This window comes from Bacillus sp. EB V-12, assembly GCF_056158125.1.
Map to the genome: position 1 here is coordinate 280256 of NZ_JBUXJL010000006.1, position 26791 is coordinate 307046.

Sequence of the window (26791 nt, forward strand, 5' to 3'; positions counted from 1 at the left end):
TATGTAATTGCTGTTACTTTCGTATGAAAACAAGGGAAACTCTCTCCACTTATTACGGAGAGAGTTTAATCCTTCTTAATTATACATTTTTGATATAAAAGTTTGCAAAACAGCCTAAGCTACCGTCCTATATTACTGAACGATACCACAGCAGTTTTTATATTTTTTACCGCTACCACATTTACATAAATCGTTGCGGCCCACTTGGTCACCTTTTACAACTGGCTTTTTCTTTGCTTCTTCGCCATCGCTAGAAGGATGAACAGCTTCACCTTGAACAACTTCTTGACGTTCTAAGTTTTGTTCAATTTCAGCTTTCATAATGTAACGAGAAATTTCCTCTTCAATAGAAGCAACCATTGACTCGAACATCGCGAATCCTTCCATTTGGTACTCACGAAGTGGATCGATTTGACCGTAAGCACGTAAATGAATACCTTCACGAAGGTGATCCATCGCATCAATATGCTCTGTCCATTTCGTATCTACAACGCGGAATACAACAACCTTCTCAAACTCACGCATTTGCTCTTCTGGCATAAGCTTTTCTTTTTCATTGTATCGCTCAATTAATTTCGCAATAATTGGCTCGCTCATTTCCTCAGGAGCAAGGCGACGTAATTCTTCTTCTTTTACATCTCCGTCTTGAAGAAGGTTTGTATTTAAGTAGTCAACAAGACCTTTAATGTTCCAATCTTCTTCAATTTCCTCTTGTGTATGAAGAGCAACAGCACGTTCTACTGTAGATTTCATCATACCTTCAATAATGCCGCGTAAGTTGTCAGACTCCATTACCTCTTGACGCTGTTTGTAAATAACTTCACGTTGCTGACGAAGTACATCATCATATTGCAGTAACTGCTTACGTGCATCATAGTTATTTCCTTCAACACGTTTTTGTGCAGATTCTACCGCACGAGAAACCATTTTACTTTCAATTGGCTGAGAATCATCCATACCAAGGCGGTCCATCATTGCTTTCATATTATCTGAACCAAATCGGCGCATTAATTCATCTTCCATCGATAAGTAGAATTGCGTAACACCAGGGTCCCCTTGACGACCAGCACGACCACGTAACTGATTATCAATACGACGACTTTCGTGACGCTCTGTACCGATAACTGCTAAACCAACGTTTTTCACATCGTCTCCAAGCTTAATATCTGTACCACGACCTGCCATGTTCGTCGCGATTGTTACAGCACCTTTCATACCAGCCTCTGCAATGATATCTGCTTCACGAGCATGGTTTTTCGCATTTAAGATGTTATGACGTACACCTTTACGCGTTAACATTTTTGAAATAAGCTCTGAAGTTTCAATTGCAACTGTACCTACAAGAACAGGTTGTCCTTTTTTATGACGATTTACAATATCCTCAACAACAGCATTGAACTTACCTTCCATTGATTTAAAGATTAAATCGGCACGATCATCACGAATAATCGGTTTGTTTGTCGGAATTACAATAACGTTCATATTGTAAATGTTACGGAATTCCTCTTCCTCTGTTTTCGCTGTACCAGTCATACCAGATAATTTTTCATACATACGGAAGTAGTTCTGGAATGTAATTGTTGCAAGAGTCATGCTTTCATTTTGAATTTCTACACCTTCTTTTGCTTCAATCGCTTGGTGTAATCCTTCGCTATAACGACGACCTTTCATAAGACGACCAGTGAATTGGTCTACAATTACGATTTCGCCTTCTTGTACAACATAATCTGTATCACGATGCATAACAACGTGTGCACGAAGCCCCTGATTAATATGGTGAAGAAGTGCTACATGTTTTAAATCGAATAAGTTTTCAATATGGAAAGCTTTCTCTGCTTTCGTAATACCATCTTCTGTTAGCATTACATTTTTCGTTTTCACATCAAATGAATAATCTTTTTCATTTTCTAACGTACGAACAAATGCATTTGCAAACATGTATAGCTCTGTTGATTTTTGAGCTTGTCCTGAAATAATAAGCGGCGTACGTGCTTCATCGACTAAAATAGAATCGACTTCATCGATAATAGCAAAGTGAAGTGGACGTTGAACGCACTGCTCTTTATATAAAACCATGTTATCACGTAAGTAATCGAATCCAAGCTCATTATTTGTGCTATACGTAATATCAGCAGCATAAGCCTCTTGTTTCTCTTCGCGTGACATACTATTTAAGTTAATTCCTACCGTTAAGCCAAGGAACTCATGAAGTTGTCCCATTTCGCTCGCATCACGTTGTGCTAAATATTCATTGACTGTAACAACATGAACACCTTTTCCTGTTAAAGCATTTAAATATACAGGTAATGTAGATGTTAACGTTTTACCTTCACCCGTTTTCATCTCAGAAATATTCCCTTCATGTAAGGCAATACCACCCATTAACTGTACGCCATATGGACGCATTCCAAGAACACGAGTTGCCGCTTCGCGAACAACTGCAAAAGCTTCAGGTAGTAAATCATCTACTGTTTCACCTTTTGTTAGACGTTCTTTAAATTCAAGCGTCTTTCCTTTTAATTGTTCATCAGTTAGTGGCTTAATAGATGACTCTAATGCATCAATTTGCTCAACTGTCTTTTGCATACGTTTAATTTGGCGTTGATTTACATCAAACACCTTTTTTAAAATACCGATCATAGGAAATACGCTCCTCTTTTTATTAAAATAAAACTTCCGATTGTTTTTCTTTTTCTCTATTACAATCAGTCGTTATAAAAATCAAATGTATGTTATGCCAATTTTTCTCCTAATTAAAAAAACTAAAATGTATATACCTAATGATAATTGTAACACTTGTCTTATAACTATGACAACAATCGGCCGATTGTCTCGTTCTAAATTAAGAAAAGTTTTTTAAAAATCTATTTTCAGCAAAAAAAGCGCAGCCTCATTTGGCTGCGCTTTCGAATTATTATTTAGTTTCGATTAAACCGTATTTCCCATCTTTACGGCCATATACAACATTAGTTTCGTTTGTATCAGCATTTGTGAAGACGAAGAAATTATGTCCTAGCATATCCATTTGTAGGATTGCCTCTTCAACGTCCATCGGTTTTAAATCGAATCGTTTTGTACGTACAAGTTCTAATTCATCTTCTTCTACCTCATCCAAAACAGCTACTGCTTCCGGAAGGATAAAGTTCGTTTTTATAGAACCTTTCTCACGTAACTTACGATTTACTTTTGTTTTATGTTTACGAATTTGTCGCTCAATTTTATCAACTACTAAATCGATAGCAGCGTACATATCGCTATTAGTTTCTTCTGCACGAAGTAATAAATCAGTAAATGGAATTGTTACCTCGACACGTTGCTTGTCAGAGTATACTTTTAAATTAACTTTAATCTCTGGGAATGTATCAAAATAACGCTCTAACTTACTTAGTTTTTTCTCTACATATTCCTTTAATGCTGGAGTTACTTCAATATTTTCACCACGAATGTTGAATTTCATAGATGAATTCCTCCTTTCAAGCCTATGTACTATAATTTCGACATTGGCTTAAAAACTCCTTCTAACTTTTTTAAAAAAATTAGTGGAATTGCGATTTTTTTATCGTTTTTTGTTGAAATGAAAAGATGCATCGTTTCTATCTTTATTTTATCCTATTAACATCGTGAATAACGAATATTTCTGTGGACAATTCGTTACAGAAAAGAAACAACTTTTTGACAACTTACCCTATAACAAAAACCCCTTGCGAAAAACAAGAGGTTCTACTACATATATATAACGTTGCCACAAACGCAGCTTTCTCTTCCCAAAACAATATACCCTACAGTTTCACAACATTAGCTGCTTGTGGCCCACGTGCTCCATCTACAATGTCAAACTCTACTTGTTGCCCTTCTTCCAATGACTTATACCCATCTTGTTGAATAGCAGAAAAATGGACAAATACATCGTCACCATCTTCACGCTCAATAAACCCAAATCCCTTTTCTGCATTGAACCATTTCACTCTTCCTTGCATGTTCATTCCATTCCCTTCACTCTAAAAATCAGGGCATTCGCCCCATATTTTGACTATAACGAATGACAACATATGAAGTCAAAGAAGACTTATCGCCTTTTTATTATCCCTTTCGACACTGTCATATTAACTTCTACAAAGTGTCAAACTAGATACTTCCCTTGCCCCTCTTTCATATAACAAACTTCCGATTTGCCTAACTGTAATCCCTGTCGTATACACGTCATCAACGAGTAAAATATGTTGCCCAGAAAACATCTCTTCTCCCTGAAAATAAAAAGGATTGCTTCCTGACACCCTTTCTTTACGTGTCTTCTTACTTTGCTTTTCTGTTTCCCTTCTTCTTAATGATGGATAAGAAATTTTGACAGGCAAACAAGTTGCTAATAACTCAGCTTGATTAAAACCACGTTCAACTTCCCTTTCCTTACTAAGCGGAACAGCGATAACAGTTGAAACATTGGCAAAACACTTTTGAAATAAACTTCGAAAAGGACGATAAAAAATGTGCACTAACTCTGCATCCCCCCGAAACTTAAACTGCGCTACTATTTCTTTCATCTCATCATCATACATATATAACGAACGGTTTTTAAAAGAACGATACTTCTCCTCTTTCATCCACCTTATACAATCTATACAAATACCGTCTTCTTGAAATGAGGCAGGAACAAATTCTAAAGGTCGCCCGCACTCCATGCAAATTTCTCCTATAATATAGGAAAGTTTCTGCTCACATCTATCACATATATATTTTCTATGACACTTTACAAAAAAAGTGTACCAACTAACCTTTTCTACAAAACACTCATCACAAAGTAAACAATGCATTAATCGATCAATCCTTGTTCTTTCGCATTTTTATTCATACCTTGAATATGTTTTTTCGCGCGCACCATCGCCTCTGTCTTGCCATAGTGAAAATAAATGACCTCTCCATACGGTGCTTCAAAGCTCCGCCCTGCTCGGCCCGCAATTTGTACGAGCGCACTTTCTGAAAATATTTCTTCTTCCGCCCCTAAAACTGCAACTTGCAAATTTTTCACCGTTACGCCTCGCTCTAAAATTGTCGTTGTAACTAATAATGGGATTTCTCCCTTTCTGAACGCTGCGACTTTCTCTTTTCTCATCGGATCTTCTGCATGTACCCCTTCAACTTTATTATGCAATGATTTCAATAACGAGCTTATTTCTTCTATATATCGTACATGGGGAACGAATAAAAAAACAGGATACTTTTTGTTTAAGTGCATCTTTAACCATTGTAGTAAAACTCGAGGAATTCTTTCACGGTTGAGGCTTTTCTTCCAATTTCCGCACCAGCAAAATAGAGGAACTGGCAACGGATGACGGTGATATCGTCCAGAAACAATAACACCTTTTTGTTCACCTTTTCTAAATTTTCGCTTCCACGTTTCATCTGGAGTCGCAGTTAAATAAATACGCGCCGCTTTTTCTTTCATCGCTTGTTTTACCGCGTACTGTAACATTTGATCTGCACAATATGGAAAAGCATCTATCTCATCTACAACTATGACATGAAACGCCCTATAATAACGTAATAATTGATGCGTGGTCGCAACGACTAATACTGCATCTTTTTCTTTATCTACACTCCCTCCATATAAAGCCGCTACCTTTATATATGGAAATACTTCTTGTAATCTCGGTGCTAATTCCAAAACAACATCCGTTCTTGGCGTTGCGATACAAACTCTTTCTCCTTTTTGAAGCGCTTCGTTAATACCGTAAAACAACATCTCTGTTTTCCCAGCCCCGCATACAGCCCAAATAAAAAATGATTCTTTTTGCTTAATAGCCTCTATAACTCCTTGCGCCGCCAAATTCTGGCCAGTAGACAACGTCCCGTTCCACTGTAACAAATTTGAATTCTTTTCTCTCTTTCTTTCAGCAATCCCGCGAACAAGTACAGCACATTCACTTACTCTCCCCATCGTTATACACTTCCGGCAATATGTGCACACTTTACTGCACCTTTTACATAAAAACGACGCAAATAGCCGCCGATCTACATTTCCACAGCGTTGGCACATATATTTAGAATTCTTCTTTTTTACACCTTGTACACATACAATCTCTCCCTTCTTTTTCAAATCGTTTAATTTCCTCTGTAAATCTGAAGAAAGTTCTTCTAATAGCAACTGTTTCCCCGCTACCATCAACAATCACCTCCAGCACTACTATAAACCTTTCTCATCATCTCGTAAAAACTCAAAAAAGCCGATAACCTACTTATAAAATAGTAAGCTATCGACTTTATACACGTTTTTTATTCTTTTATAAATCCTAGAATCGACCGTATCCTAAGAAATGTTTTTGGTTATACGAACTGTTAATATCACCGTACGCAATTCCTTTATCACTAGCATGAATCATTTGGCCATTACCAACATAAATACCAATGTGAGATGGACCTGCTTTATAAGTACCTTGGAAGAATACTAAGTCTCCTGGTTGTGGGCTATCTACTTTAGAAACTGAGTTCCAGTAACCCCTAACGTCTTGACGACCTACACCAAAGATGTAAGAAATGAATCCACTACAATCAAAACCACCGTTTGATGGGGATGCACTTCCCCAAACATATGGCTTACCTAAATATTGCTTAGCTTTACCAATTACGCCAGTATCCGGTGGAGTTGGTGCTGAGTTTTGCTCTGGTGTTTTCTTTTCTGCTTTAGGTGCCTCTTTTTTAGGCTCTTCCTTTTTAGGTTCTTCTTTTTTAGGCTCTTCTTTTTGAGCTTGTCCACCATTGTTTGCTGGTGCAGCTTGCTCTGCAGGTGCTTGTGCTGGCTGAGCTTGTGCAGCTTTAGCAGCTTGCTCTGCTTGTTTTTGAGCAGCAGCTTCTTGTGCAGCTTTTGCTTGTGCTTCTTCTTCTGCAATGCGTTGTAATTGCAGTGCTTGTTTCTCAAGCTCTTTCAATTGACCTTCCGTACTTGTCATTGAAGTTACAACTGTATCCATTTTACCGCTTAAATCGTTTACCGCTGCTGCTTTTTTCTCTTTTTCAGCGTCAAGTTCTTTCTTAGCAGTTTCAATTTGAGCTTGTGCTTCTTTTAATTCTTTTTGTTTCTCTTTTACCGTTGCAACATCTTTTTTCACACTAGCTTGATCTTCTTGTTGTGTTTTCATGATATCTTCATCAGACTCAAGAATTTTAGAAACAGAAGTTAAACGATCAACTAAATCTGCAACGTTTTTAGAGTTTACAAGAACTTCTGTTACAACGTTCGTATTTGGTTGTTCTTGAAGTGCAACTAAACGCTTTCTTAATAGCTCTTCACGTTTTGCAATCTTTGTTTGTAATTCTGCAATATCTTTATTTTTCTTTTCAATTAATTGCTCAGTATCAGAAACTTTTTTCGTTGTTTCATCAAGCTTTGCAGCATTCTCTTGAACAGATTTATCTAAACCTTGAATTGTTTTGTTTAAGTCATTCATTTGTTTTTGTAATTCATCACGTTCTTGTTGTTGTTTATGTAAAGTGTCATTTTGTGTATTAATTTGTGATTTCACGTCAGAAATTTTATCTTCTGCAAATACATTTGGTGTTAGCCCAGAAAACATTAACCCTGCAACTAATGCGCAAGATGTCATTTTTAGCTTTTTCATTTTATTTTTTACACCGCTTTCTTTTTCTTTTTCCGTATATAACCTATAAAATTTATACCATAATTCGGGATTTTTTTTGCTAATGTTACGTTTTTGTAAAACAAATGTAATATTATATGTAGCTCTAGCGCAAAATGCGTATATTTTTGTATGTATGTGTAGAAATTTATATACTTTTCTCACTTCTATAAACAAAGAAAAAACGTAAGGAATCCCTTACGTTTTATTAAATATACGAATACAAATGAAATGCTACTTCATCCATTTCTCAGCCCAGTTTTGGACCTCATCCATAACACTTTCTAACGCTTTTCCCTTGTCAGTTAAGCCATACTCGATTCGAACTGGTACTTCTGGATAGACATTACGAACTACAATGCCCTCGCTTTCCAATTCCTTCAAACGCTCTGACAACATACGATCGCTCATATTTGGGATAATATCTGCGATTTCTCTAAAACGTTTCGACTCTTCAAGCAAAGATTTAATAATTAAGCCAGTCCACTTCTTACTAAGCAGAGTAAAAGCTGACTCAAACTTTGGACATAAACAAGAATTATGCTCCATATGTTTCACCTCTCTTCTATTATAATATAGTTTCTTGTAAAAAGTAAGTTATAAAACTTTCCTCATTATTTTATTTTACGTACATTTTACCATTTCCAAATATTAACTTGTCAAATAAACGTAACATACCCGTAAAAAAACCCTCTTAAAAAGAGAGCTTTTTATATCTTTATTACTTCGTATACCATCCAAGACCTAATGCACCTTCACCTAAGTGCGTACCAATTACAGCTCCAAAATAACCTGTACGAATTGTGACGTGAGGATATTTTGCTTCTAATTCTTTCTTCCATTCATTCGCTTCTTCTTCACGTTGTGCATGAATGATAACTGCTTCCATAGGTACACCTTTACTTGCTTGCTCATCAAAAATTTCAATGATACGTTTTAATGCTTTTTTACGTGTACGAATCTTTTCAAACGGAATAATGATTTTATCTCTAAAATATAAAACTGGCTTCACTTGTAACAGACTGCCGATGAAAGCTTGCGCGCTATTCAATCGACCACCACGTTGTAAATGATGTAAATCATCAACTACAAAATAGGCGTCCATCGTTTTCTTCATTTCATCAAAACGAGCGATAATCTCTTTTGGGTTCTTTCCTTCACTTGCTAACTTTGCACCTTCACGCACATAAAATCCTTGTACTTCACAACTAATTTCAGAGTCATACGTGTATACATCAATACCCTCTACCATCTGTCCAGCTGTCGTTGATGTTTGATATGTACCACTAATTCCACTTGATAGGTGAATGCTAATAACTGCATCATAATCTTTAGCTAGTTCTTCATATAGCTCAACAAACTTTCCGATTGCTGGTTGAGAAGTTTTTGGAAGTTCCTCTTGTTCACGTACTTTCACATAAAAATCATCTGCTGAAATTTCAGCTTCTTCTTGATAAGATTCTGTTCCAAACACAACGTTTAATGGAATCATATATATATTGAGTTCATCACGAATTTGCTTCGGTATATATGCCGTACTATCAGTAACAATAGCTATTTTCATTTTCGTACCTGCCTTATAAAAAGTTTTATTTCCTAATTTTACACGAAAACTACAAATGGTGCATCCATACATGAAAATGCCGGTTGAAATTATACCTACCATCTCGACAAATTACAACAAAAAGATAAAATACTCACCAAAAACTTCAGCATATTTAGAAAAAATGTTTGAATATAAAAAGGCTCGCTTTTAAAATGGAAAGTACTAGTCATTTTGATAGATAGGGGCGTACACAAGTGCTATTACAATATTTAACAATCAAAGACTACGGCGAACACGAAATCGTCATTCAAAAATCAAGATTTATTTGTTATATTAGCCGAGCAACGACTGAGGAAGAGGCTCAAGAATTTATACAAAAAATAAAAAAACAACATTGGAATGCAACACATAATTGTTCCGCTTATTTAATTGGCGAACAAGATCATATTCAAAAAGCAAATGATGACGGTGAGCCTAGCGGTACAGCTGGCGTACCAATGCTGGAAGTACTTAAAAAACGTGGACTAAAAGATACCGTCGTTGTCGTAACACGCTATTTTGGTGGCATTAAACTTGGTGCAGGTGGATTAATTCGTGCATATGGAAAGTGTACAAGCGAAGGCGTTAATCATGTCGGTGTTGTCCAGCGAAAACTAATGCGTGTGATGCAAACCGAGATTGATTACACATTACTTGGCAAAGTGGAAAATGAATTACGCAATTCAAAATATGCCATTAAAGATATACATTATCTAGAAAATGTCACATTTGATACGTATGTAGAAGAAGACGGCAAACAAGCATTTACAGATTGGATGATTGAATTAACAAACGGGAAATGTACAATTACAGAAGGAGATATGTTGTACTTGGAACAAGATGTTATCTAAGCATAACCAATTTATCACCTTCAAAGATTAATGTAGTGAATTACTTCCCTACAAATGAACTAACGAACTAAGGAGATTATATATGGAAGAACGTTATTATCATCTCCAAAATAGCAGAATAAAAAAGAAGCGAAGAAGGAAACTTTTCTTCTTCCTTATTTTCGCATTTTTATTTGGCAGCATAGGAGTTTATGTGTTAAATTCTTACTCTTCTCTTATGGGGATGTATAGTGGTTTTACTCGTGAAAAATCAGATTTAAGAAACAAAGATGTAGAAATTACAAAAGAACCTTTTACAATTCTCATTATGGGTATAGAAGATTATGCGACAGATGGTCAAAATGGTCGTACAGACTCATTAATGTTTGCAACAGTCAATCCAAAAACGCAAAAGATTTCACTTATGAGTATTCCTCGTGATTCTCGAGTTAAAATTGTTGGCAAAAATAAGGAAGACAAAATTAACGCTGCCCATGCTTACGGCGGAGAAGAAATGGCAATCAAAACTGTCGAAGGCTTTCTAAAAGTTCCTGTAGACCATTATCTGAAAATTGATTTCCAAGGCTTTAAAGGTATCGTTGATGCTGTTGGCGGCGTTACCGTTGACGTACCCTTCGATTTCTGGGAGCGCTCTGACGTGGATTACTACAAAAAAATTCAGTTTAAGCAAGGACAGCAAAACTTAAACGGTGAAGAAGCACTTGCTTACGTCCGTATGCGAAAGCAAGATCCAAATGGCGATTATGGTCGAGCTGCTAGACAAAGACAATTACTGGCCGCTGTTGCTCATAAACTAAACTCCACCTCTACTGTATTTAAAATTAAAGATTTAACAGCTGTCGTTGGAAAATATATAAAAACCGACATTCCTATTTCAGACGGACTTGCTCTTTACAATAAACTTTCTGGATTTGATCCTTCTACAATGCAAACGTTAAAGCTTGAAGGCGAAGACAAAAAGATAGGCGGTATTTATTACTTCCTTCCAGATCCAATCAGTGTAGAAACGGTGCGTAACGAAATTGAAAAAGAATTAGGAGAAAAAGCAAAAAATCCAACTACAAAAAACAACTCAAATCCTGATTCAAGTTCTAACTCTAACGAACAAACAAAAAAAGAGACAAACCAAAATAAAACACCAACTGATCCGCCACCTTCTACAAATGCTCATGCAGAGTGGATTATGCGCAATCAGCCGTAAAAAAAAGGCCCAATCTATCCGATTGGGCCTTTTTTTATTTACTTATTAAAGTGTTGTAAAATCGCTTCTACAATACGCTCTGATGCACGACCATCACCGTAAGGGTTAGATGCTTTCGCCATCTTATCATGAGCTTCTTTATCTGATAACAACTCATCAGCAAGACCAAAGATTGTCTCTTCGTCTGTTCCTGCTAATTTCAGCGTACCTGCTTCAATACCTTCAGGGCGCTCTGTTGTATCACGAAGAACAAGAACTGGTACCCCAAGTGATGGAGCTTCTTCTTGTACACCACCAGAATCCGTTAACATTAAGTATGAACGAGCTGCAACATTGTGGAAATCAATTACATCTAGCGGCTCAATTAAATGAATACGGTTATGTTCACCTAAAATTTCATTTGCTATTTCACGAACAACAGGGTTCATATGAACAGGGTACACAACTTGTACATCTTCATGCTTATCAACAAGACGCTTAATTGCACGGAACATATTACGCATCGGTTCACCTAAGTTTTCACGGCGGTGAGCTGTCATAAGTACAAGACGATCATTTCCAAGTTTCTCTAGTACAGGATGACTATATGTTTCTTTTACAGTCGTTTGTAACGCGTCAATCGCTGTATTTCCTGTAATGAAAATACGTGACTCATCTTTATTTTCCTTCTGTAAGTTCGTTGCTGATTTTGCTGTTGGTGAGAAATGCAGATCCGCCATTACACCTGTTAATTGACGATTCATCTCTTCTGGGTATGGAGAATACTTATCCCACGTACGAAGGCCCGCCTCAACATGACCTACTGGAATTTGATTATAAAAAGCAGCTAAGCTTGCAATAAATGTTGTTGTTGTATCACCATGTACAAGTACAATATCCGGCTTCGCTTCTTTCATTACTTTATCCAAACCTTCTAAACCACGCGTTGTAACATCAATTAAAGTTTGGCGGTCTTTCATGATATTTAAATCGAAATCTGGCGTAATTCCAAAGATACTTAATACTTGATCTAACATTTGGCGATGCTGTGCTGTTACAGTCACAATCGATTCAATTTTTTCTGGGTGTTTTTGCAACTCTAATACAAGAGGTGCCATTTTAATTGCTTCTGGACGTGTCCCGAAAATTGTCATTACTTTTAAACGTTCAGTCATGTGATTGCCTCTTTTCTTTCACTAATTACAGCTTCTATTATGACATATAAAAATATGCATGAGTACATCCCTTTTTAACGCATAACAGAAACTTTTCTATTACAAATACTTTTTCTTCCTACCGAGTAATAATCTATCTTTTGTTTCTTAACATCTTCATCAGTATAACAATTTCTCCCATCAAATAAAATAGGCTCCCTCATAAGTTGTACGTACTTTTCTAACGGATAAGTTTGAATATCTTCCCATTCTGTTACGATAAAAACCGCACTCGCATCTCTAATCGATTCATCTATACATCTACTATATTGTATAGCATCTCCAAATATATTTTTCACATATTGAATTGCTTTTGGGTCGTAAAGAACAATTTCTGCACCTATATTAAGTAATGCTTCTATTATAATAAGAGATGATGCCTCTCTAATATCATCCGTATTCGGTTTAAAGGATGCGCCAAGAACTGCAATCCGCTTTTTACTCATGTTCATAACTTTTTTCGCTTTTTCAATCAATAGCAGCTGTTGCTTATTATTTACTTCAATAACCGCTTTTAACAAACGAAAATCATGAGCAACATTTCCCGCAATTTGCACCAGCGCTTTCGTATCTTTCGGAAAACACGACCCTCCGTAGCCAATGCCCGCATTTAAAAAAGATGCGCCAATTCTCTTATCCATTCCCATCCCTTTGGCAACATCTAATACATTCGCGCCTACCTTCTCACATATATTTGAAATTTCATTAATGAAACTAATCTTTGTAGCTAAAAAGGCATTCGACGCGTATTTAATCATCTCTGCACTTTTAATATCTGTAACATACGTTTCTAAACATAATTCACTATACAAACTCTCTACTCTTCTTGCTACTTCCTCACTGTCCGCTCCAATTACAATACGATCTCCATGAAAGAAATCATAAATACCTGAACCTTCACGCAAAAACTCTGGATTCGATACGATATGTACTGTATGCCTCCCTTTTAACTTCTCCTCAATCCATCCCTTCATTACATCATTTGTACCTACTGGAACTGTACTTTTCGTAACAACAATAATATCGTTCGTCGCATATAATCCAATATCGTTACAAGCACTCTGAATATACGTTAAATCTGCCGTCCCATCTAATAAAGGTGGTGTTCCAACTGCAATAAATATAAACTCTACATCATCAAATGCCTCTTCTTTATTTGATGTAAAAATTAAAGCATTATTCTCATATGCATAATTTATTAATTCATGTAATCTAACCTCATAAATAGGTAAATCCCCTTGTTTTATCCGTTCAATTTTTTCATCATCTATATCAAAACATGTAACTGAATACCCTAATTTTGCCAATCCCACTCCTGTAATCAATCCAACATATCCAGTACCTACTATCGTAATTTTCATTTCCTTTTCGCACAGGAATTTACAATAGAAAAGATATGAAATATAGAACTCTCCCTGCGCTTCCCCCTCTCATATTAAAAATGTGAAAACCCTTTTCCTTCTTCATTATATGAATTACTTCCCTTACTTTTTTTAAAGTTTTTGTAAAATTAAATGTACTATAAAGTAAAACTTAATTAGTAAAAATGAGGCTGCCAGTTCACGCGTGATAAATTCCCACATTTTAACACGAGACTTACTTATTTCTACGTGCAACACTTATAATACTGAAATAAAAGTATTCACTATCGAAGAAAAAGAGGAAATGTCACATTCCAAGGTTCAGTACGATTAACCTTCTCATATGATTCAACATTCTATATACAATTGTCATATATTCTATTCGCTTCCATTAACCGTAAAAAGAAAAAAAGATTGAATTCTAATCTTTTTGTGATACCATATGTTATGAGCCTGTAAATAAACATCATAATTTTCAGATAAATATATTTTCAAAAAAAAAATTACGTTAGACTATAAAGGGTGGGGTATTAATGGACTCACAAGTGATTTATGCCATTTTGGCATCTTTCATCACTGTACTTGTCGTTACTCCTTTAGTTATTAAATTAGCTTTTAAAATAGGAGCGACAGATAAGCCAAACGCACGTAAAGTGCACCAAAAGATTATGCCACGTCTTGGCGGGTTAGCAATATTTATTGGTGTAGCTGTAGGATTTGTTGTCGGCGGCTTATATGAGCAAAGAATGTTATCGATAACGCTAGGTGCAATTATCATTGTAATCATCGGAATTTTAGATGATATGTACGAGTTATCTGCGAGAGTAAAATTCGGTGGACAACTGTTAGTTGCCATTATGATTGTAAAAAGTGGATTATTAGTGCAAGTATTATATATCCCATTCTTTGGGGATACTGAACTTGGATGGCTTGCTTATCCAATTACAGTATTTTGGCTTGTAGGTATTACGAATGCAATCAACTTAATTGACGGCTTAGATGGATTATCTGCTGGGATTTCATCTATCGTACTTGCAACGCTAGCATATATGGCCTTTACTAGCCCATGGGGTACTGGAACAGCTATTATCTTGCCACTCGCATTAATTATATTAGCAAGTACAATTGGATTTTTATTCTACAACTTCCATCCAGCAAAAATTTTCATGGGAGATACAGGAGCACTATTTTTAGGATACTGTATTTCTGTTATATCGTTACTTGGATTATACAAAAGTGTAACGTTATTCAGTTTTATCGTTCCAATTATCATTTTAGGTGTACCTATATTTGATACGATATTTGCAATCATCCGTCGTATCGTAAATAAAAAACCTATTTCAGCACCAGATAAATCGCATTTACATCACCGCTTACTTGCAATGGGATTCTCTCATCGCAAAACGGTACTAATTATATACGCATTCGGTATTTTCTTTAGTGTAAATGCCATTATTTTCACTACTGCAACGTTATGGTTATCCATTATTCTTCTTTTCGCTTTGATTTTCTTCACAGAAATCATTGCTGAAATAATCGGGCTTGTACATGAACGCTACAAACCAATCATTTCCTTTTATAAAAAAGTGAAAAAACGCGAAGACTAATTGTAGTATAGCCTTTTCAATTATGAAATATTCAAATAGCATCCTCTTTCTTATAAGAGGATGCTATTTTTTATTCTCATTTTATATTTCCAAAATATAGATTGTTTGAGAGTTCCTCTATTGGAGAAAGATATACATAATAAGAAAAGTATCAAGTTTTCTTTTTTACATCTTGATTGTCAAACTGAGGGTGAATGTTATGATCAAGCGAGTATTTCAATGTATTATTTTATTTTTAACGATTACTATGTACGTATCATCTAATACTGAAGCAACAACTATTATTCCTGCTGAATATCATCCAAATACTGGAACAACTTCTCCTACACAAAAAATTGCGTACTTAACATTTGATGACGGACCAAACAAATATACTACACAAATTTTAAACATCTTAAAAGAAAAGAACGGAAAAGCAACTTTCTTTGTTATTGGTGGAAAAGTACCACATTATAAAAAGACAATGCAACGATTAATTAAAGACGGACATTATATCGGACTTCACAGTATGTCACACGATGTAAAACGCCTTTACACTGGTGACCCTTCCACTTTAATTGCAGAAATGGAGCAAACACAAAGCATTGTCCAGCAAGTTACGAAATTAAATACACATCTCGTTCGCGTTCCATATGGTAGTATGCCTTACTTAAAAAAGAATTACCGTGACGCACTTGTATCGGCCCAGTATAAAATGTGGGATTGGACGATCGATACATACGACTGGAAAAGCTATGACAACCCTTCTGCCATACTCGAGAGAGTACGTAATCAAAGTGATGAACAAGTCGAAGTCATTTTAATGCATGATTCGAGTGTAACCGTACAAATACTGCCAAAAGTAATTGATTATTTACAGTCACAAGGATACAAACTTCTTCCCTATAATCCTTCTTCTCATCTCAAGGTAAATTTTTGGAAAGACACAAGATTGTAACAGCTTTAGTGCCTATGTGCTAAAGCTGTTTTATTTTTCTCTTCCCACCCTTCCCATTTTTGTGTAAAATTTTAAATAGTGATGAAGTTTCGAGGTGAATAGAAATGAAACGAATAGATCTCATTTTTAACGCAATACAAAAAGGCAATTATACAGAAGGTGTAACCGCATCAGAACTCGCTACATTTCTGCAACTAGATCGCGCCAATGTAAGTAGCGATTTAAACAAACTTGTAAAAGATAAACGTTTATTAAAAACAAATACGCGACCTGTTCGTTTTTACATAGAAACGAACACTTCGTTGGAAACGCATTCAAAAGACATAACTTCATTGGATACATTTGCAATTGAAAATACGAGCCTTAAAATTGCAATTGAAAAAGCGAAAGCTTCTATTCTCTATCCTCCAAACGGTATGCATACTTTACTACTGGGAGAAACAGGGGTCGGAAAGTCTATGTTTGCTTCTTTAATGCACGAATATGCAATTGAAGTTGAACAGCTTCCCAAAGATGCACCATTTATCGTCTTTAACTGTGCTGATTATGCAAATAATCCACAGTTACTACTCGGGCAATTATTTGGGATTAAAAAAGGAGCTTATACAGGAGCAAGTGATCAAAAAGGGTTAATTGAAAAAGCACATGAAGGAATTCTTTTCTTAGATGAAGTACATCGCCTGCCTCCAGAGGGACAAGAAATGCTTTTCACCTTTATTGACCGCGGAGTATACCGCCGCCTTGGAGAAACAGAGAACGAACGTAAAGCACAAGTATTAATCATTACTGCAACAACAGAAGAACCAAATTCATTTTTATTAAAAACATTTACAAGACGTATACCGATGACTGTTACGCTGCCACCACTTCGTGAGCGTACACATAAAGAGCGCTTTGCTTTACTACAGCTATTTTTCACAAATGAAGCAATTCGTCTGCGAAAAGACATTCACGTTAGCCCAAATGCAATGCGTGCTTTCGTCTTTTACAATTGTCCCAATAACATCGGTCAATTAAAAACAGATGTTCAAATTGCCTGTGCGAAAGCCTATTCTGATTTGGTCACAAAGAAACGTGATTCTGTCTATGTTTCAAGTACAGATTTACCTTGGTATATGAAAGAAGGGTTGTTCATTGAAAGGAAGAGCCGTCACTTATACCAAATACCAAATGAAACATTTGTATTTACAGGTGAGGAAGGTTGGAGTAATCATAAAACAGAAGATGAAAAACGCTCTTCTATTTACGATTATATTGACTATAAATACGAAGAACTTCAAGCACGTGGTATTGAAGAGGAAGAATTAGAATTACTAATAGAAAATGATGTTCAAAGCTTTTTCGTACAATATTTTAACCAAATATCCAAAAAAACAAGCCATGAAAATGTTTTTAAAATTGTGGATCGTAATATCGTTTCCGTATGTGAAAAAATAGCGGAACTTGCTGAAAAGCATTTATCTAAGACGTTTGATGAAAAAGTATTTCTTGCTTTAAGTTTACATGTACAGACAACTCTACAACGTTTACAAAGCGGAAAACAAATACATCACCCACAATTAAATCAAATTCGTACGAAATATAAAGAAGCTTTTTCCGTAGCTATGCAATGCATTCAACTACTGGAGGAAGAATTACAAATAACAATGCCTATTGATGAAGCTGGCTTTTTAACAATGTTCTTCGTTGTTGATCCAATTCCTGCCTCACAAACAGAAGTAAAAGTATTAATATTAGCACACGGTAATGGTATCGCAACTGAAATGGCAAACGTTGCAAACGAACTTCTCGGCATTGAGGAAGTAACCGGTATTGATATGCCGTTACACGAATCACCGAAAGATTTCTTGGAACGTGTGAAAGTGTATATGAAAACACTACAAAATGTAAATGGGCTTCTCTTACTTGTCGATATGGGGTCACTTGCTTATATCGGTGACATATTAGAAACGGAGTTCAAAATCCCTGTACGTGTTCTCTCGATGACGAGCACACCACATGCACTAGAAGCAGCTCGAAAAGCTCAGCTCGGTTATTCATTAGATGCGCTGTATGAAACAGTAAAAAATTTAACACCGTTTTACTTAAACGTACAAGAAGAAAAGAAAAAACCTCTCTCTCCAATGAAATCTGTTATTTTAACAGCTTGTTTAACTGGTGAAGGAAGTGCTTTAGCTATTCAAAAAATGTTAGAGAACTATTTACGATTTGATAAAGACTTAATTGAAATTATTCCGATTAGTATCGTCCATGAAAAAGATTTAACGAAAATGATCGAGAACATAAAAAAAGAGCGTAATATCATTTGTATCGTCACGAATTTCGATGTGCAAGTGCCGTGCTTAACATATCATTTCCAAGACATCGTAAACTACACAGCGATTCAGCCCATTCAAGAATTAATTACGTATGAAGAAACATATGCAAAAATGGCGGATATTCTTGAACAACAAATGCAGCGTAACGATGGGGCATTACTGATTAAAACAATTCGTTACGCATTAAATACAATTCAAGAATTAATTTCCTTACAGCTAACTCCTGATAGCTTAATGGGGGTTATTCTGCATATGAGCTGTATGGTTGACCGTCTTCAAAAAGGAGAAAGCCTTCTTCCTCACCCTGATAAAGAGAAAAGAAGACAAGATGAATACTGGATGTATATGAAAGTAAAAAAAGCATTGCAACCGATTGAAAATACATTTGAAATACAAATACCTGATGACGAAGTATTTTACGTTATGGACTTCTTTATTAAAAATCAGCCTGTTAAAAATTAATTGAGGCCGTTTTTAAAAATATCGACCGTAACGTGAGTTATATCGGCGCAACTCAGATTATATCGGCGCAACTCAGATTATATCAGCGATTTTCAAAACATATCGATTTACCGACAATAATCGCTAAAACTAGCACCTTATATAATGAGAAAAGGCTGTTCCAACATATGGACAGCCTTTTCCTCTACTTCTTTACTTTTCTAACTCGCCCTCTTATTTCTCCTCTTTTTTGTGATTTCGTATGGACATTAACATATACATTTGCTTGAATAATTTCTTGAAGTAAATGTACAAATGATTTCCCTTGTAAAGGTCCCTCAAAATCCTCTACATTCACTACACCAGTAATACTTCCCTCGTTCAAACTAATCCCTTGCTCCAGTGGACCATACAAATATAAAACAACAGGACCAATTTGAGTAGACTTCCCTAAATGAATTTGACACGATGTAACCTTTTCTATATTTTTTAGTATTACTCTGTAATGCAATTTCGTTAAATCATCACTAAAAATAAACTCTGCTACCCCAAAAGCTTCTGTATTTACAGGAGGCACTTCCCTCTTACCTGTTAACCTGGCAAAGAAATGTGTTGTCATAAGGCATTCTCCTTATATAAATTTCCCAGCACTACTTCTACTACTTTATGGTTTAGACATAATCATTTATGACTTTTTCAATTTTAATTACAAAGAAAAGATTCACAAAATCTTTACATTAAAATCGTTCCTGTAGATTGAAAGTCTCTTGTATAATGCACATAGAAAAACATTCTAGGAGGTTATTTTGAAAAAAAACAAACACATCTTTCACACATTATTAGAGATTTTTCTCGTCTCATTTAAATTAGGACTTACTTCATTCGGCGGTCCTGTCGCTCATCTCGGCTATTTTCACCACGAATACGTGCAAAAAAGAAAATGGATGGATGAACGAAGCTATGGAGATTTAGTAGCGCTATGTCAATTCCTTCCTGGTCCTGCCAGCAGTCAAGTCGGTATGGGGGTTGGGTTATTAAGAGGCGGACTATTAGGAGCTATTATTTCATGGATTGGATTCACTTTACCGTCTGTACTTGTTTTGGTTTTCTTCGCCTCATTCCTTAATCAGTTCGATCTTGGAAGTGCTGGCTGGATTCATGGACTAAAACTTGTAGCAGTAGCTATTGTCGCTCATGCCATATGGGGAATGGCGCGAAAGTTAACTCCAGATCGCAACCGTGCGACGATTGCGATTGTAACTGCCGCAATTGCCTTATTATGGCCAAGTAGTTGGACACAAGTCATCCTTATTATAATATGTGGCTTTATCGGTTGGTTTTTATATCGCAACCAACCAATTAGCCAATCTCAAAATATAAAAGTACCTATTTCAAAAAAGATAGCAGTTTCTTGTCTCGTCTTATTCTTTGGACTATTACTACTGCTACCGATATTAAGACCGTTTTCTTATTACATCGCTTTATTTGATAGTTTCTATCGCTCTGGCGCACTTGTATTTGGAGGAGGACACGTCGTGCTGCCCCTTCTTGAAGGTGAGTTCGTACAAAACGGAATGATGACGAAAGAACAGTTCCTAGCTGGATACGGATTAACACAAGCAGTACCAGGACCACTATTTACATTCGCCTCTTATATAGGAGCAGTATTAAACGGGACGCTTGGGGCAACACTCGCAACAATTGCGATTTTCCTCCCTGCTTTCTTACTCGTTATTGGTGTTTTACCATTTTGGAACAGTGTGAGAAAAATATCATTCATACAAGGCGCACTACTTGGTGTTAACGCCGCAGTTGTTGGTATTTTAATTGCCGCTTTTTACGATCCTATTTGGACGAGTACAGTTATAAATGCTTCAGATTTCGTTTTCGCTTCGCTTCTTTTTTGCTTACTAGCTTTTTGGAAAACACCACCTTGGGTTATCGTTATACTGGGAGCCTTTGGCGGATATATTCTGTCCATTTTATAAATAAAAAACGACGGCATGATGTAGCCGTCGTTTTTTCTATTAAAACTTCACAAGCTCTATGCCTTCTGGCAACTCACTCTCTGTTAAAATACGCAATTCCTTCACACGATCCATTACGTAAGAAGAACGCTTCACAAGCTCTGGATCAATATATGCTGGATGAACCATAATTTCTACCGTTTGTTCACCTTGTACTCTTTCTTTTAACTTCACAAAGTAATCTTCCGTCACACCATCCGCATAAAAGTCACTGTAAAACACATCAGAAAATGGATGCACCGCTCTATCTTCCTCACAACGACGAATCGGAACATTATATTTAGCCGCTAATCTCTTAAGAACATCATGTAAAATCGGTAAACCATGCACATGATGATGACTATCTAAATGAGTTGGTGTTAATCCGTAAGATAAAAACTTCTCAATTTGAGCAGTCCATTCTCTCTCAACTTCTTCTGGATTTATATTCCCTTCCCTTACAACACTTTGTTTATGAAACGATCCGTCGCTACCTACAAGTGATGGTACGTCTCCAAGAAGTGGTTCCCCTGCTGTTAATACGAGGTGTACTCCTACTCCCAGCGTTTTATACTCTTTTGCTAAATGTACCGCATGCTCTGTTCCTGGCATATTCATCATCATCGTCGTTGAATTTACAAGTCCATTTATATGTCCATCAATAATGCCGTAATTTGTACCTTCTGTAAGCCCGAAATCATCTGCATTTACGATTAATTGAATCACTTGAATCCCTCCTACTAATATAAGAAAAAAAGCGGGCTAAATAGCGCCGCTTTTACTTCTCTACCTTTTTAAAGAACTGTGGAAGATACTCTTTATGTGCTTCCAACATTTCATCTAAAATTTGTTTTGCAACTTTATCTGATGGTACAAGTGGATTGATTGTCATAGCAAGCAGCGCCTTATGATAATCCCCTGTAACAGCAGCTTCAATTGTTGTGCGCTCGAATGATTTAATTTGTTGTACTAAACCGCGAACTGGTACTGGAAGGTCTCCAACTGCAATTGGTTTTGGACCTTCTTTCGTAATAATACAGTTCACTTCAACAGCAGAATCATGTGGTAAGCTTGCAATTGTTCCGTTGTTTCGTGTATTAACAGGCTGGATATCACCTTTATTATTGTAAATAGACGTAATTAAGCTACATGCTGCATCACTATAATAAGCTCCGCCACGTTTTTCTAATTGTGGTGGTTTAATATCTAAGTTCGGGTCTTTATATAACTCAAATAAATCATTTTCTAATTGTTTTACTACTTCTGCACGTGTACCTTTTTCAACAGAAGCTTCTTTCTCTTCTTCTAACATTTCACGTGTTTTGTAGTAATAACGATGGTATGGACATGGAATCGCACGAAGTCCGCGAATAAAGTCTGGCTCCCAGTTAAGCGCTGCGATATTTTCCATCGTAATTTGTTTTTCTGGATCTGTCACAAGCTCTAACACACGGTCCATTACACTTACGCCATCTAAGTATACATCTAGTCCGTATACCATATGATTTAAACCTGCGAAATCAACGTGAACACGACTCGCATCTACTTCAAGTAATTTTGCAAGACCCATACGAATTCCAATTGGAACGTTACATAGACCAACTACTCTTTGAATATTTGTATAACGAAGGACAGCTTCTGTTACCATACCAGCTGGATTTGCAAAGTTAATTAACCATGCATTCGGACAAAGCTCCTCCATATCCTTACAAATATCTAAAATAACAGGAATCGTTCTCAACGCTTTGAATAAACCACCAGGACCATTCGTTTCCTGACCGATTACATCATATTTTAACGGAATTGCTTCATCTTTTGCACGTGCTTCTAATAAACCAACGCGAAGTTGTGTTGTTACGAAGTCAGCATCTTTTAATGCCTCACGGCGATCAAGTGTTAAATGTACCTCGATTGGTAAACCTGATTTTTTCACCATACGTTTCGCTAAGTTACCAACGATTTCTAACTTTTCTTTTCCTGCCTCGATATCTACTAACCAAATTTCACGAACAGGCAGTTCATCATAACGCTTAATAAATCCTTCAATTAACTCTGGTGTATAACTAGATCCACCGCCGATTGTAGCAATTTTAATTCCAGTCATGCTTTATTCCCCTTTCGCTTCAAGCTTTTTATAAAGATCGATAAACTCTGCTGCTAATTCTTTCACTGTAATCGCATTCATTAAATGATCTTGTGCGTGAATTAAAAGAACACTAACCTCTGTTTTTTCTCCTCTTGCTTCTGATTGTATGAGCTCTGTTTGAAAATGATGCGCTTCATTAATCGCTTCTTTCGCCTTTACCATCGCTTCATCTGCTTCTGCCATTTTCCCCTGTTTGGCAAATTGAAGTGCCTCCATCGCAAAGCTTCGTGCGTTACCACTATTTAAAATCAATTGGAATGGAATTTGTTCTGCTGTAGTCATCATAATTACCGCCCTCTCTATAAGGTTCAACCGATTTAAATACCCCTTCAGTTTGAACATGTCTATTAAAGTATGAATTTATTAATGATAGTTTAGTGTTCATATAGATGTTTTTCATCTTTTTGAACATGATATAAAGGTAATTGTTCTCACAGATTATGTTGTCTGTGAGAACAATTACTATGTTACATAGGTACAGAATTATTATTTCCTTGTGCTGCTGCTTTTTCAGTACGAACAACAGAACGATCGCACAATACAACAAATGGATAGTAGATTACCATCGCAATTACAAAGTTGAATAACTGTAGAATTGCACCTGAAAGATGTCCACCTGTTACAAGATAACCACTAATAATTGGTGGTGTTGCCCATGGAATCATCACAACTGTTTTTGGTACCCAGCCAATCGATATAGCTGTATAAGAAGTAATTACTAATACAATTGGTGTTAGGATAAACGGTAAGAATAAAATTGGATTTAAAATAATTGGTGTACCAAAGATTACTGGTTCGTTAATGTTGAACGCACCTGGACCAATTGATAAACGAGATACACCGCGTAATTGTGCACTTTTTGCTACAAGTAATACCACTACTAAGAACGCTAATGTCGCACCAGAACCACCAAGATATACGAAAGTATCAAAGAACGGTTTTGTAACAATGTTTGGAACATCAAATGCAGATGTGCCACCTTTGAATAACTGCATATTTTTCTCTAATGCTGGTAAGTATAACGGCTCAATAATACCACCAACGATATTTGGACCATGTAAACCGAAGAACCAAAGAAGATGAACAAGGAGTACAATAACAATTGCACTTGGTAATGTCCCTGCTAAACTTTGCAGTGGTGATTGAATCGTATTAAAGATAAATTCATGAACACTTGTACCGGCTAATTTCACTGCTAATTGAATACCTGCAACTACTGTTAAAATAACAAATGCTGGAACTATAGCTGCGAAAGATCTTAAAACTGCTGGTGGTACTCCATCAGGCATTTTAAAAGTAATGTTTCTTTGTACGAAGAAACGGAATACCTCAGTAACAAGGAGTGCTACAATAATTGCTACGAATAACCCTTGTGCACCTGTCCAAGCTAAGTTCAATCCGCCTTCTTTCGGTGTTGTTGGCGTAAGAATAATTAACGCACCAAATGAAATAATACCTGCTGACAAACCATCAACGCCGTAAGATTTTGCTAAGTTATAACTTGTTGTAAATGCTATGATTAGTGCTAGAATCGCGAAAGAACCAGTCCACATTCCACCGCCAACTTGTTTCCACGTTTCACCAAACAAACCTTTCATGAAATCTTGGAAAGCCTCAGACGGAAAACCATTAATTAGTGATGCCAGTGCACCAACTAAAATAAGTGGCATAACTGCAATAAATCCGTCACGGATCGCAGCTAAATGACGTTGCGACCCGATTTTACCAGCGACAGGAACAATATATTTCTCCATAAATGCAATAAATTTTTGCATTTCGCTTCCCCCCTAATTATTTTTTAAGTGTTAATGCATGATCTAAAACTGCTTCTCCATTCATCATGCCGTAGTGCATTGGATTGATAACGTCGATTCCAACGTTTTTCTCATCAGCAAGCGTTTTCATTGAAGAAAGCATGTAACGAACTTGTGGTCCTAATAATAATACATCTGCTTGATCGATATTTGTTTTTACTGCATCCCCAGATACAGCCCAAATCTTTCCTTCTAGACCGCGAGCTTTTGCAGCCGCTTCCATTTTTGTAACTAGTAAACTTGTAGACATCCCTGCTGAGCAACATAATAAAATATTCATTTGAAAATCCCCCTTGTGTAGTATAAAAAATTTATGTTTTATTTATTTTTCTTTACGCTATTTATTAATGCAATTAGCGTGCCAACTTTTTAAAACCACTAAAATCAGTGCTTTTTCGACTGTTTTCTTTGTGTGTTAACGCTTTCAATTAGTGTGTCGTCCAAAAAACACACAGTGTGTTATAAAACAACACGCTTTTAACACATAACTGTATGAAAATAGATTAGTGTTTAGTTGTCTAGTTGTGTTTAAAATAAAAAAACACTAAAAAAATTTTTTAGCGTGAAAATCTAGTGAAAAATAAACCTCTCTTAAACACACTCTTCTATCCATTGTCCAAGCACACTCTACTAAATTACATAAAATAGAATAAAATAACACAATTCGAAAGGGGATTCCTATGCCAAAACATAGAAAACAAAGCAAAATAAAGATTTATAGAATAACAAGCTATAAAAAAGACAAGCGTTCTGAATTAGACTCTGACAAATTTGAACTAGAACAGCAGGACAAGCATGATATACAAGACAAACAGGATGAGCAGAATAAGCAAGATAAGCAAGTACAATCGGAAAATGTAACTATAGTACCTACAGATTCACACAGCTTAGATGTGTGGGATGAAATTTCTCTAAAGGAAATACAAGCTGGTGAACATACGAGCCTATTTGAAGAAAAGAGTAATTATCAAAATATTAATTTAGTCCAAGTAAACGATGTTCGCTTATACTTGGACAAGCAACTACAATTCAGTTCCGTTGATGAGCAAATTTATCATGAAGCACTTGTACATCCAATTATGTCAAAAGTAATCGATCCAAAACGTGTTCTCATATTAGGTGGTGGCGATGGCCTTGCCTTACGAGAAGTTTTGAAATATGAAACTGTGCTACATGTAGACCTTGTTGATTTAGACGAGGCAATGATTAATATGGCACGTAATGTTCCAGAAATAGTATCTTTAAACAAAAATGCTTTTTTTGATAATCGTGTGAACGTGCACGTATGCGATGCAAAAGAATTTCTAAATTCACCTTCATCTTTATACGATGTAATCATTATTGATTTTCCAGACCCAGCGACAGAATTATTAAGTACTTTATATACAAGCGAACTATTTGCTCGTATAGCTACATTCTTAACAGAAGATGGTGCTTTCGTCTGTCAATCTAATTCACCTGCTGATGCACCTCTAGTATATTGGAGTATCGGTAATACAATTGAACACGCTGGATTAACTGTGAAGAGTTATCATACAATCGTTCCTTCTTTCGGAACTGACTGGGGATTTCATCTTGCTACTAATTCTGCACATGTACTCGATCAAATTGAACAATTATATGTAGTACCAACTCCTCGAACATTGCCTGCTCTTCTTTTTCCTTTATTTCAATTTAAAGAAGAACATTTAGAACAACGTAAC

General features: G+C 36.1%; 22 protein-coding genes and 1 pseudogene. 7 read left to right on the forward strand and 16 right to left on the reverse strand.

Features of this window, described 5'->3' with window-relative positions:
- Positions 1-132 precede the first annotated feature (132 nt).
- The 8 genes and pseudogenes from secA to ACZDYH_RS20305 form a co-directional block, all read right to left on the reverse strand.
- On the reverse strand, positions 133-2640 hold the full coding sequence (gene secA / locus ACZDYH_RS20270; protein WP_000579387.1) for a preprotein translocase subunit SecA: 2508 nt from the start codon (positions 2638-2640) through the stop codon (positions 133-135).
- Positions 2641-2914: 274 nt separating this feature from the next.
- Entirely contained in the window at positions 2915-3457 is a 543-nt protein-coding gene (hpf, locus tag ACZDYH_RS20275; protein ID WP_000671185.1) for a ribosome hibernation-promoting factor, HPF/YfiA family, read from the reverse strand.
- A gap of 322 nt (positions 3458-3779) precedes the next feature.
- Positions 3780-3977, reverse strand: a complete 198-nt coding sequence (gene cspC, locus ACZDYH_RS20280) for a cold shock protein CspC (RefSeq protein WP_001990088.1) — start codon at positions 3975-3977, stop codon at positions 3780-3782.
- A gap of 126 nt (positions 3978-4103) precedes the next feature.
- Positions 4104-4808: a ComF family protein gene (locus tag ACZDYH_RS20285; RefSeq protein WP_033666421.1), complete on the reverse strand. Its 705-nt coding sequence runs from the start codon at positions 4806-4808 to the stop codon at positions 4104-4106.
- On the reverse strand, positions 4808-6157 hold the full coding sequence (gene comFA, locus ACZDYH_RS20290; RefSeq protein ID WP_048534568.1) for an ATP-dependent helicase ComFA: 1350 nt from the start codon (positions 6155-6157) through the stop codon (positions 4808-4810). The genes ACZDYH_RS20285 and comFA overlap by 1 nt, the downstream gene beginning before the upstream one ends.
- Before the next feature lie 127 nt (positions 6158-6284).
- A pseudogene (locus tag ACZDYH_RS20295) lies at positions 6285-7714 on the reverse strand (C40 family peptidase).
- Between the two features lie 148 nt (positions 7715-7862).
- Entirely contained in the window at positions 7863-8177 is a 315-nt protein-coding gene (locus ACZDYH_RS20300; protein ID WP_000400857.1) for a winged helix-turn-helix transcriptional regulator, read from the reverse strand.
- A gap of 172 nt (positions 8178-8349) precedes the next feature.
- Entirely contained in the window at positions 8350-9192 is an 843-nt protein-coding gene (locus tag ACZDYH_RS20305; RefSeq protein ID WP_000684725.1) for a DegV family protein, read from the reverse strand.
- A gap of 236 nt (positions 9193-9428) precedes the next feature.
- On the opposite strand from ACZDYH_RS20305, the gene ACZDYH_RS20310 reads away from it, so the two are divergent.
- Together ACZDYH_RS20310 and ACZDYH_RS20315 are read left to right on the forward strand one after the other, a co-directional pair.
- Complete coding sequence (locus ACZDYH_RS20310) at positions 9429-10064, forward strand: YigZ family protein (RefSeq protein WP_000926672.1); 636 nt, start codon at positions 9429-9431, stop codon at positions 10062-10064.
- Between the two features lie 82 nt (positions 10065-10146).
- Positions 10147-11265, forward strand: coding sequence for an LCP family protein (locus ACZDYH_RS20315; RefSeq protein ID WP_000392799.1), 1119 nt, complete (start codon positions 10147-10149; stop codon positions 11263-11265).
- Positions 11266-11303: 38 nt separating this feature from the next.
- Here ACZDYH_RS20315 and wecB read toward each other — a convergent pair whose 3' ends face one another.
- Both wecB and ACZDYH_RS20325 read right to left on the reverse strand, forming a co-directional pair.
- On the reverse strand, positions 11304-12419 hold the full coding sequence (gene wecB, locus ACZDYH_RS20320; protein WP_000140145.1) for a non-hydrolyzing UDP-N-acetylglucosamine 2-epimerase: 1116 nt from the start codon (positions 12417-12419) through the stop codon (positions 11304-11306).
- Between the two features lie 74 nt (positions 12420-12493).
- Positions 12494-13819 (reverse strand): UDP-glucose dehydrogenase family protein, encoded by a 1326-nt coding sequence (locus ACZDYH_RS20325; protein WP_006917643.1) that lies wholly within the window; start codon positions 13817-13819, stop codon positions 12494-12496.
- A gap of 533 nt (positions 13820-14352) precedes the next feature.
- Between ACZDYH_RS20325 and ACZDYH_RS20330 the strand changes: the two genes are divergently transcribed.
- The 3 genes from ACZDYH_RS20330 to ACZDYH_RS20340 all read left to right on the forward strand — a co-directional run bounded on the left by ACZDYH_RS20330 (position 14353) and on the right by ACZDYH_RS20340 (position 19143).
- Positions 14353-15426, forward strand: coding sequence for a glycosyltransferase family 4 protein (locus tag ACZDYH_RS20330; RefSeq protein WP_006917642.1), 1074 nt, complete (start codon positions 14353-14355; stop codon positions 15424-15426).
- A 199-nt stretch (positions 15427-15625) separates the two neighbouring features.
- A complete protein-coding gene (locus tag ACZDYH_RS20335) occupies positions 15626-16363 on the forward strand; it encodes a polysaccharide deacetylase family protein (RefSeq protein ID WP_000597148.1) in 738 nt (245 codons plus the stop codon).
- A 104-nt stretch (positions 16364-16467) separates the two neighbouring features.
- The gene (locus ACZDYH_RS20340) at positions 16468-19143 is read left to right on the forward strand and encodes a sigma-54-dependent transcriptional regulator (RefSeq protein ID WP_000820967.1); all 2676 of its coding nucleotides are present in this window, start codon (positions 16468-16470) and stop codon (positions 19141-19143) included.
- Positions 19144-19327: 184 nt separating this feature from the next.
- On the opposite strand, the gene exsM is transcribed toward ACZDYH_RS20340, so the two are convergent.
- Positions 19328-19741 (reverse strand): exosporium regulatory protein ExsM, encoded by a 414-nt coding sequence (gene exsM / locus ACZDYH_RS20345; protein WP_000207046.1) that lies wholly within the window; start codon positions 19739-19741, stop codon positions 19328-19330.
- Between the two features lie 187 nt (positions 19742-19928).
- Here exsM and ACZDYH_RS20350 point away from each other — a divergent pair, with 187 nt between their 5' ends.
- On the forward strand, positions 19929-21110 hold the full coding sequence (locus ACZDYH_RS20350) for a chromate transporter (protein WP_000739648.1): 1182 nt from the start codon (positions 19929-19931) through the stop codon (positions 21108-21110).
- Between the two features lie 39 nt (positions 21111-21149).
- Here the strand turns inward: ACZDYH_RS20350 and chbG are convergent, their stop codons facing one another.
- The 5 genes from chbG to ACZDYH_RS20375 all read right to left on the reverse strand — a co-directional run bounded on the left by chbG (position 21150) and on the right by ACZDYH_RS20375 (position 25368).
- On the reverse strand, positions 21150-21854 hold the full coding sequence (gene chbG / locus ACZDYH_RS20355) for a chitin disaccharide deacetylase (protein ID WP_434713116.1): 705 nt from the start codon (positions 21852-21854) through the stop codon (positions 21150-21152).
- Between the two features lie 52 nt (positions 21855-21906).
- Positions 21907-23232 (reverse strand): 6-phospho-beta-glucosidase, encoded by a 1326-nt coding sequence (gene celF, locus ACZDYH_RS20360; RefSeq protein WP_000145750.1) that lies wholly within the window; start codon positions 23230-23232, stop codon positions 21907-21909.
- A gap of 3 nt (positions 23233-23235) precedes the next feature.
- Positions 23236-23559, reverse strand: a complete 324-nt coding sequence (locus tag ACZDYH_RS20365) for a PTS lactose/cellobiose transporter subunit IIA (RefSeq protein ID WP_000989055.1) — start codon at positions 23557-23559, stop codon at positions 23236-23238.
- 182 nt (positions 23560-23741) lie between these two features.
- On the reverse strand, positions 23742-25049 hold the full coding sequence (gene celB / locus ACZDYH_RS20370; protein WP_001168825.1) for a PTS cellobiose transporter subunit IIC: 1308 nt from the start codon (positions 25047-25049) through the stop codon (positions 23742-23744).
- 16 nt (positions 25050-25065) lie between these two features.
- Entirely contained in the window at positions 25066-25368 is a 303-nt protein-coding gene (locus ACZDYH_RS20375) for a PTS sugar transporter subunit IIB (RefSeq protein WP_001023567.1), read from the reverse strand.
- A 400-nt stretch (positions 25369-25768) separates the two neighbouring features.
- Here ACZDYH_RS20375 and ACZDYH_RS20380 point away from each other — a divergent pair.
- Positions 25769-26791 (forward strand): polyamine aminopropyltransferase (locus ACZDYH_RS20380; RefSeq protein WP_474887062.1); only part of this gene is annotated, 1023 nt, incomplete at its 3' end.

Coding starts and splice junctions, on each gene's coding strand:
- ACZDYH_RS20365 (WP_000989055.1), bottom strand. CDS start 23,559: ATGATGACTACAGCAGAACAAATTCCATTCCAATTGATTTTAAATAGT.
- ACZDYH_RS20340 (WP_000820967.1), top strand. CDS start 16,468: ATGAAACGAATAGATCTCATTTTTAACGCAATACAAAAAGGCAATTAT.
- ACZDYH_RS20285 (WP_033666421.1), bottom strand. CDS start 4,808: ATGCATTGTTTACTTTGTGATGAGTGTTTTGTAGAAAAGGTTAGTTGG.
- wecB (WP_000140145.1), bottom strand. CDS start 12,419: ATGACTGAACGTTTAAAAGTAATGACAATTTTCGGGACACGTCCAGAA.
- ACZDYH_RS20325 (WP_006917643.1), bottom strand. CDS start 13,819: ATGAAAATTACGATAGTAGGTACTGGATATGTTGGATTGATTACAGGA.
- ACZDYH_RS20330 (WP_006917642.1), top strand. CDS start 14,353: ATGGACTCACAAGTGATTTATGCCATTTTGGCATCTTTCATCACTGTA.
- cspC (WP_001990088.1), bottom strand. CDS start 3,977: ATGCAAGGAAGAGTGAAATGGTTCAATGCAGAAAAGGGATTTGGGTTT.
- ACZDYH_RS20315 (WP_000392799.1), top strand. CDS start 10,147: ATGGAAGAACGTTATTATCATCTCCAAAATAGCAGAATAAAAAAGAAG.
- ACZDYH_RS20335 (WP_000597148.1), top strand. CDS start 15,626: ATGATCAAGCGAGTATTTCAATGTATTATTTTATTTTTAACGATTACT.
- celF (WP_000145750.1), bottom strand. CDS start 23,232: ATGACTGGAATTAAAATTGCTACAATCGGCGGTGGATCTAGTTATACA.
- ACZDYH_RS20375 (WP_001023567.1), bottom strand. CDS start 25,368: ATGAATATTTTATTATGTTGCTCAGCAGGGATGTCTACAAGTTTACTA.
- secA (WP_000579387.1), bottom strand. CDS start 2,640: ATGATCGGTATTTTAAAAAAGGTGTTTGATGTAAATCAACGCCAAATT.
- comFA (WP_048534568.1), bottom strand. CDS start 6,157: ATGGTAGCGGGGAAACAGTTGCTATTAGAAGAACTTTCTTCAGATTTA.
- ACZDYH_RS20300 (WP_000400857.1), bottom strand. CDS start 8,177: ATGGAGCATAATTCTTGTTTATGTCCAAAGTTTGAGTCAGCTTTTACT.
- ACZDYH_RS20305 (WP_000684725.1), bottom strand. CDS start 9,192: ATGAAAATAGCTATTGTTACTGATAGTACGGCATATATACCGAAGCAA.
- celB (WP_001168825.1), bottom strand. CDS start 25,049: ATGCAAAAATTTATTGCATTTATGGAGAAATATATTGTTCCTGTCGCT.
- hpf (WP_000671185.1), bottom strand. CDS start 3,457: ATGAAATTCAACATTCGTGGTGAAAATATTGAAGTAACTCCAGCATTA.
- exsM (WP_000207046.1), bottom strand. CDS start 19,741: ATGACAACACATTTCTTTGCCAGGTTAACAGGTAAGAGGGAAGTGCCT.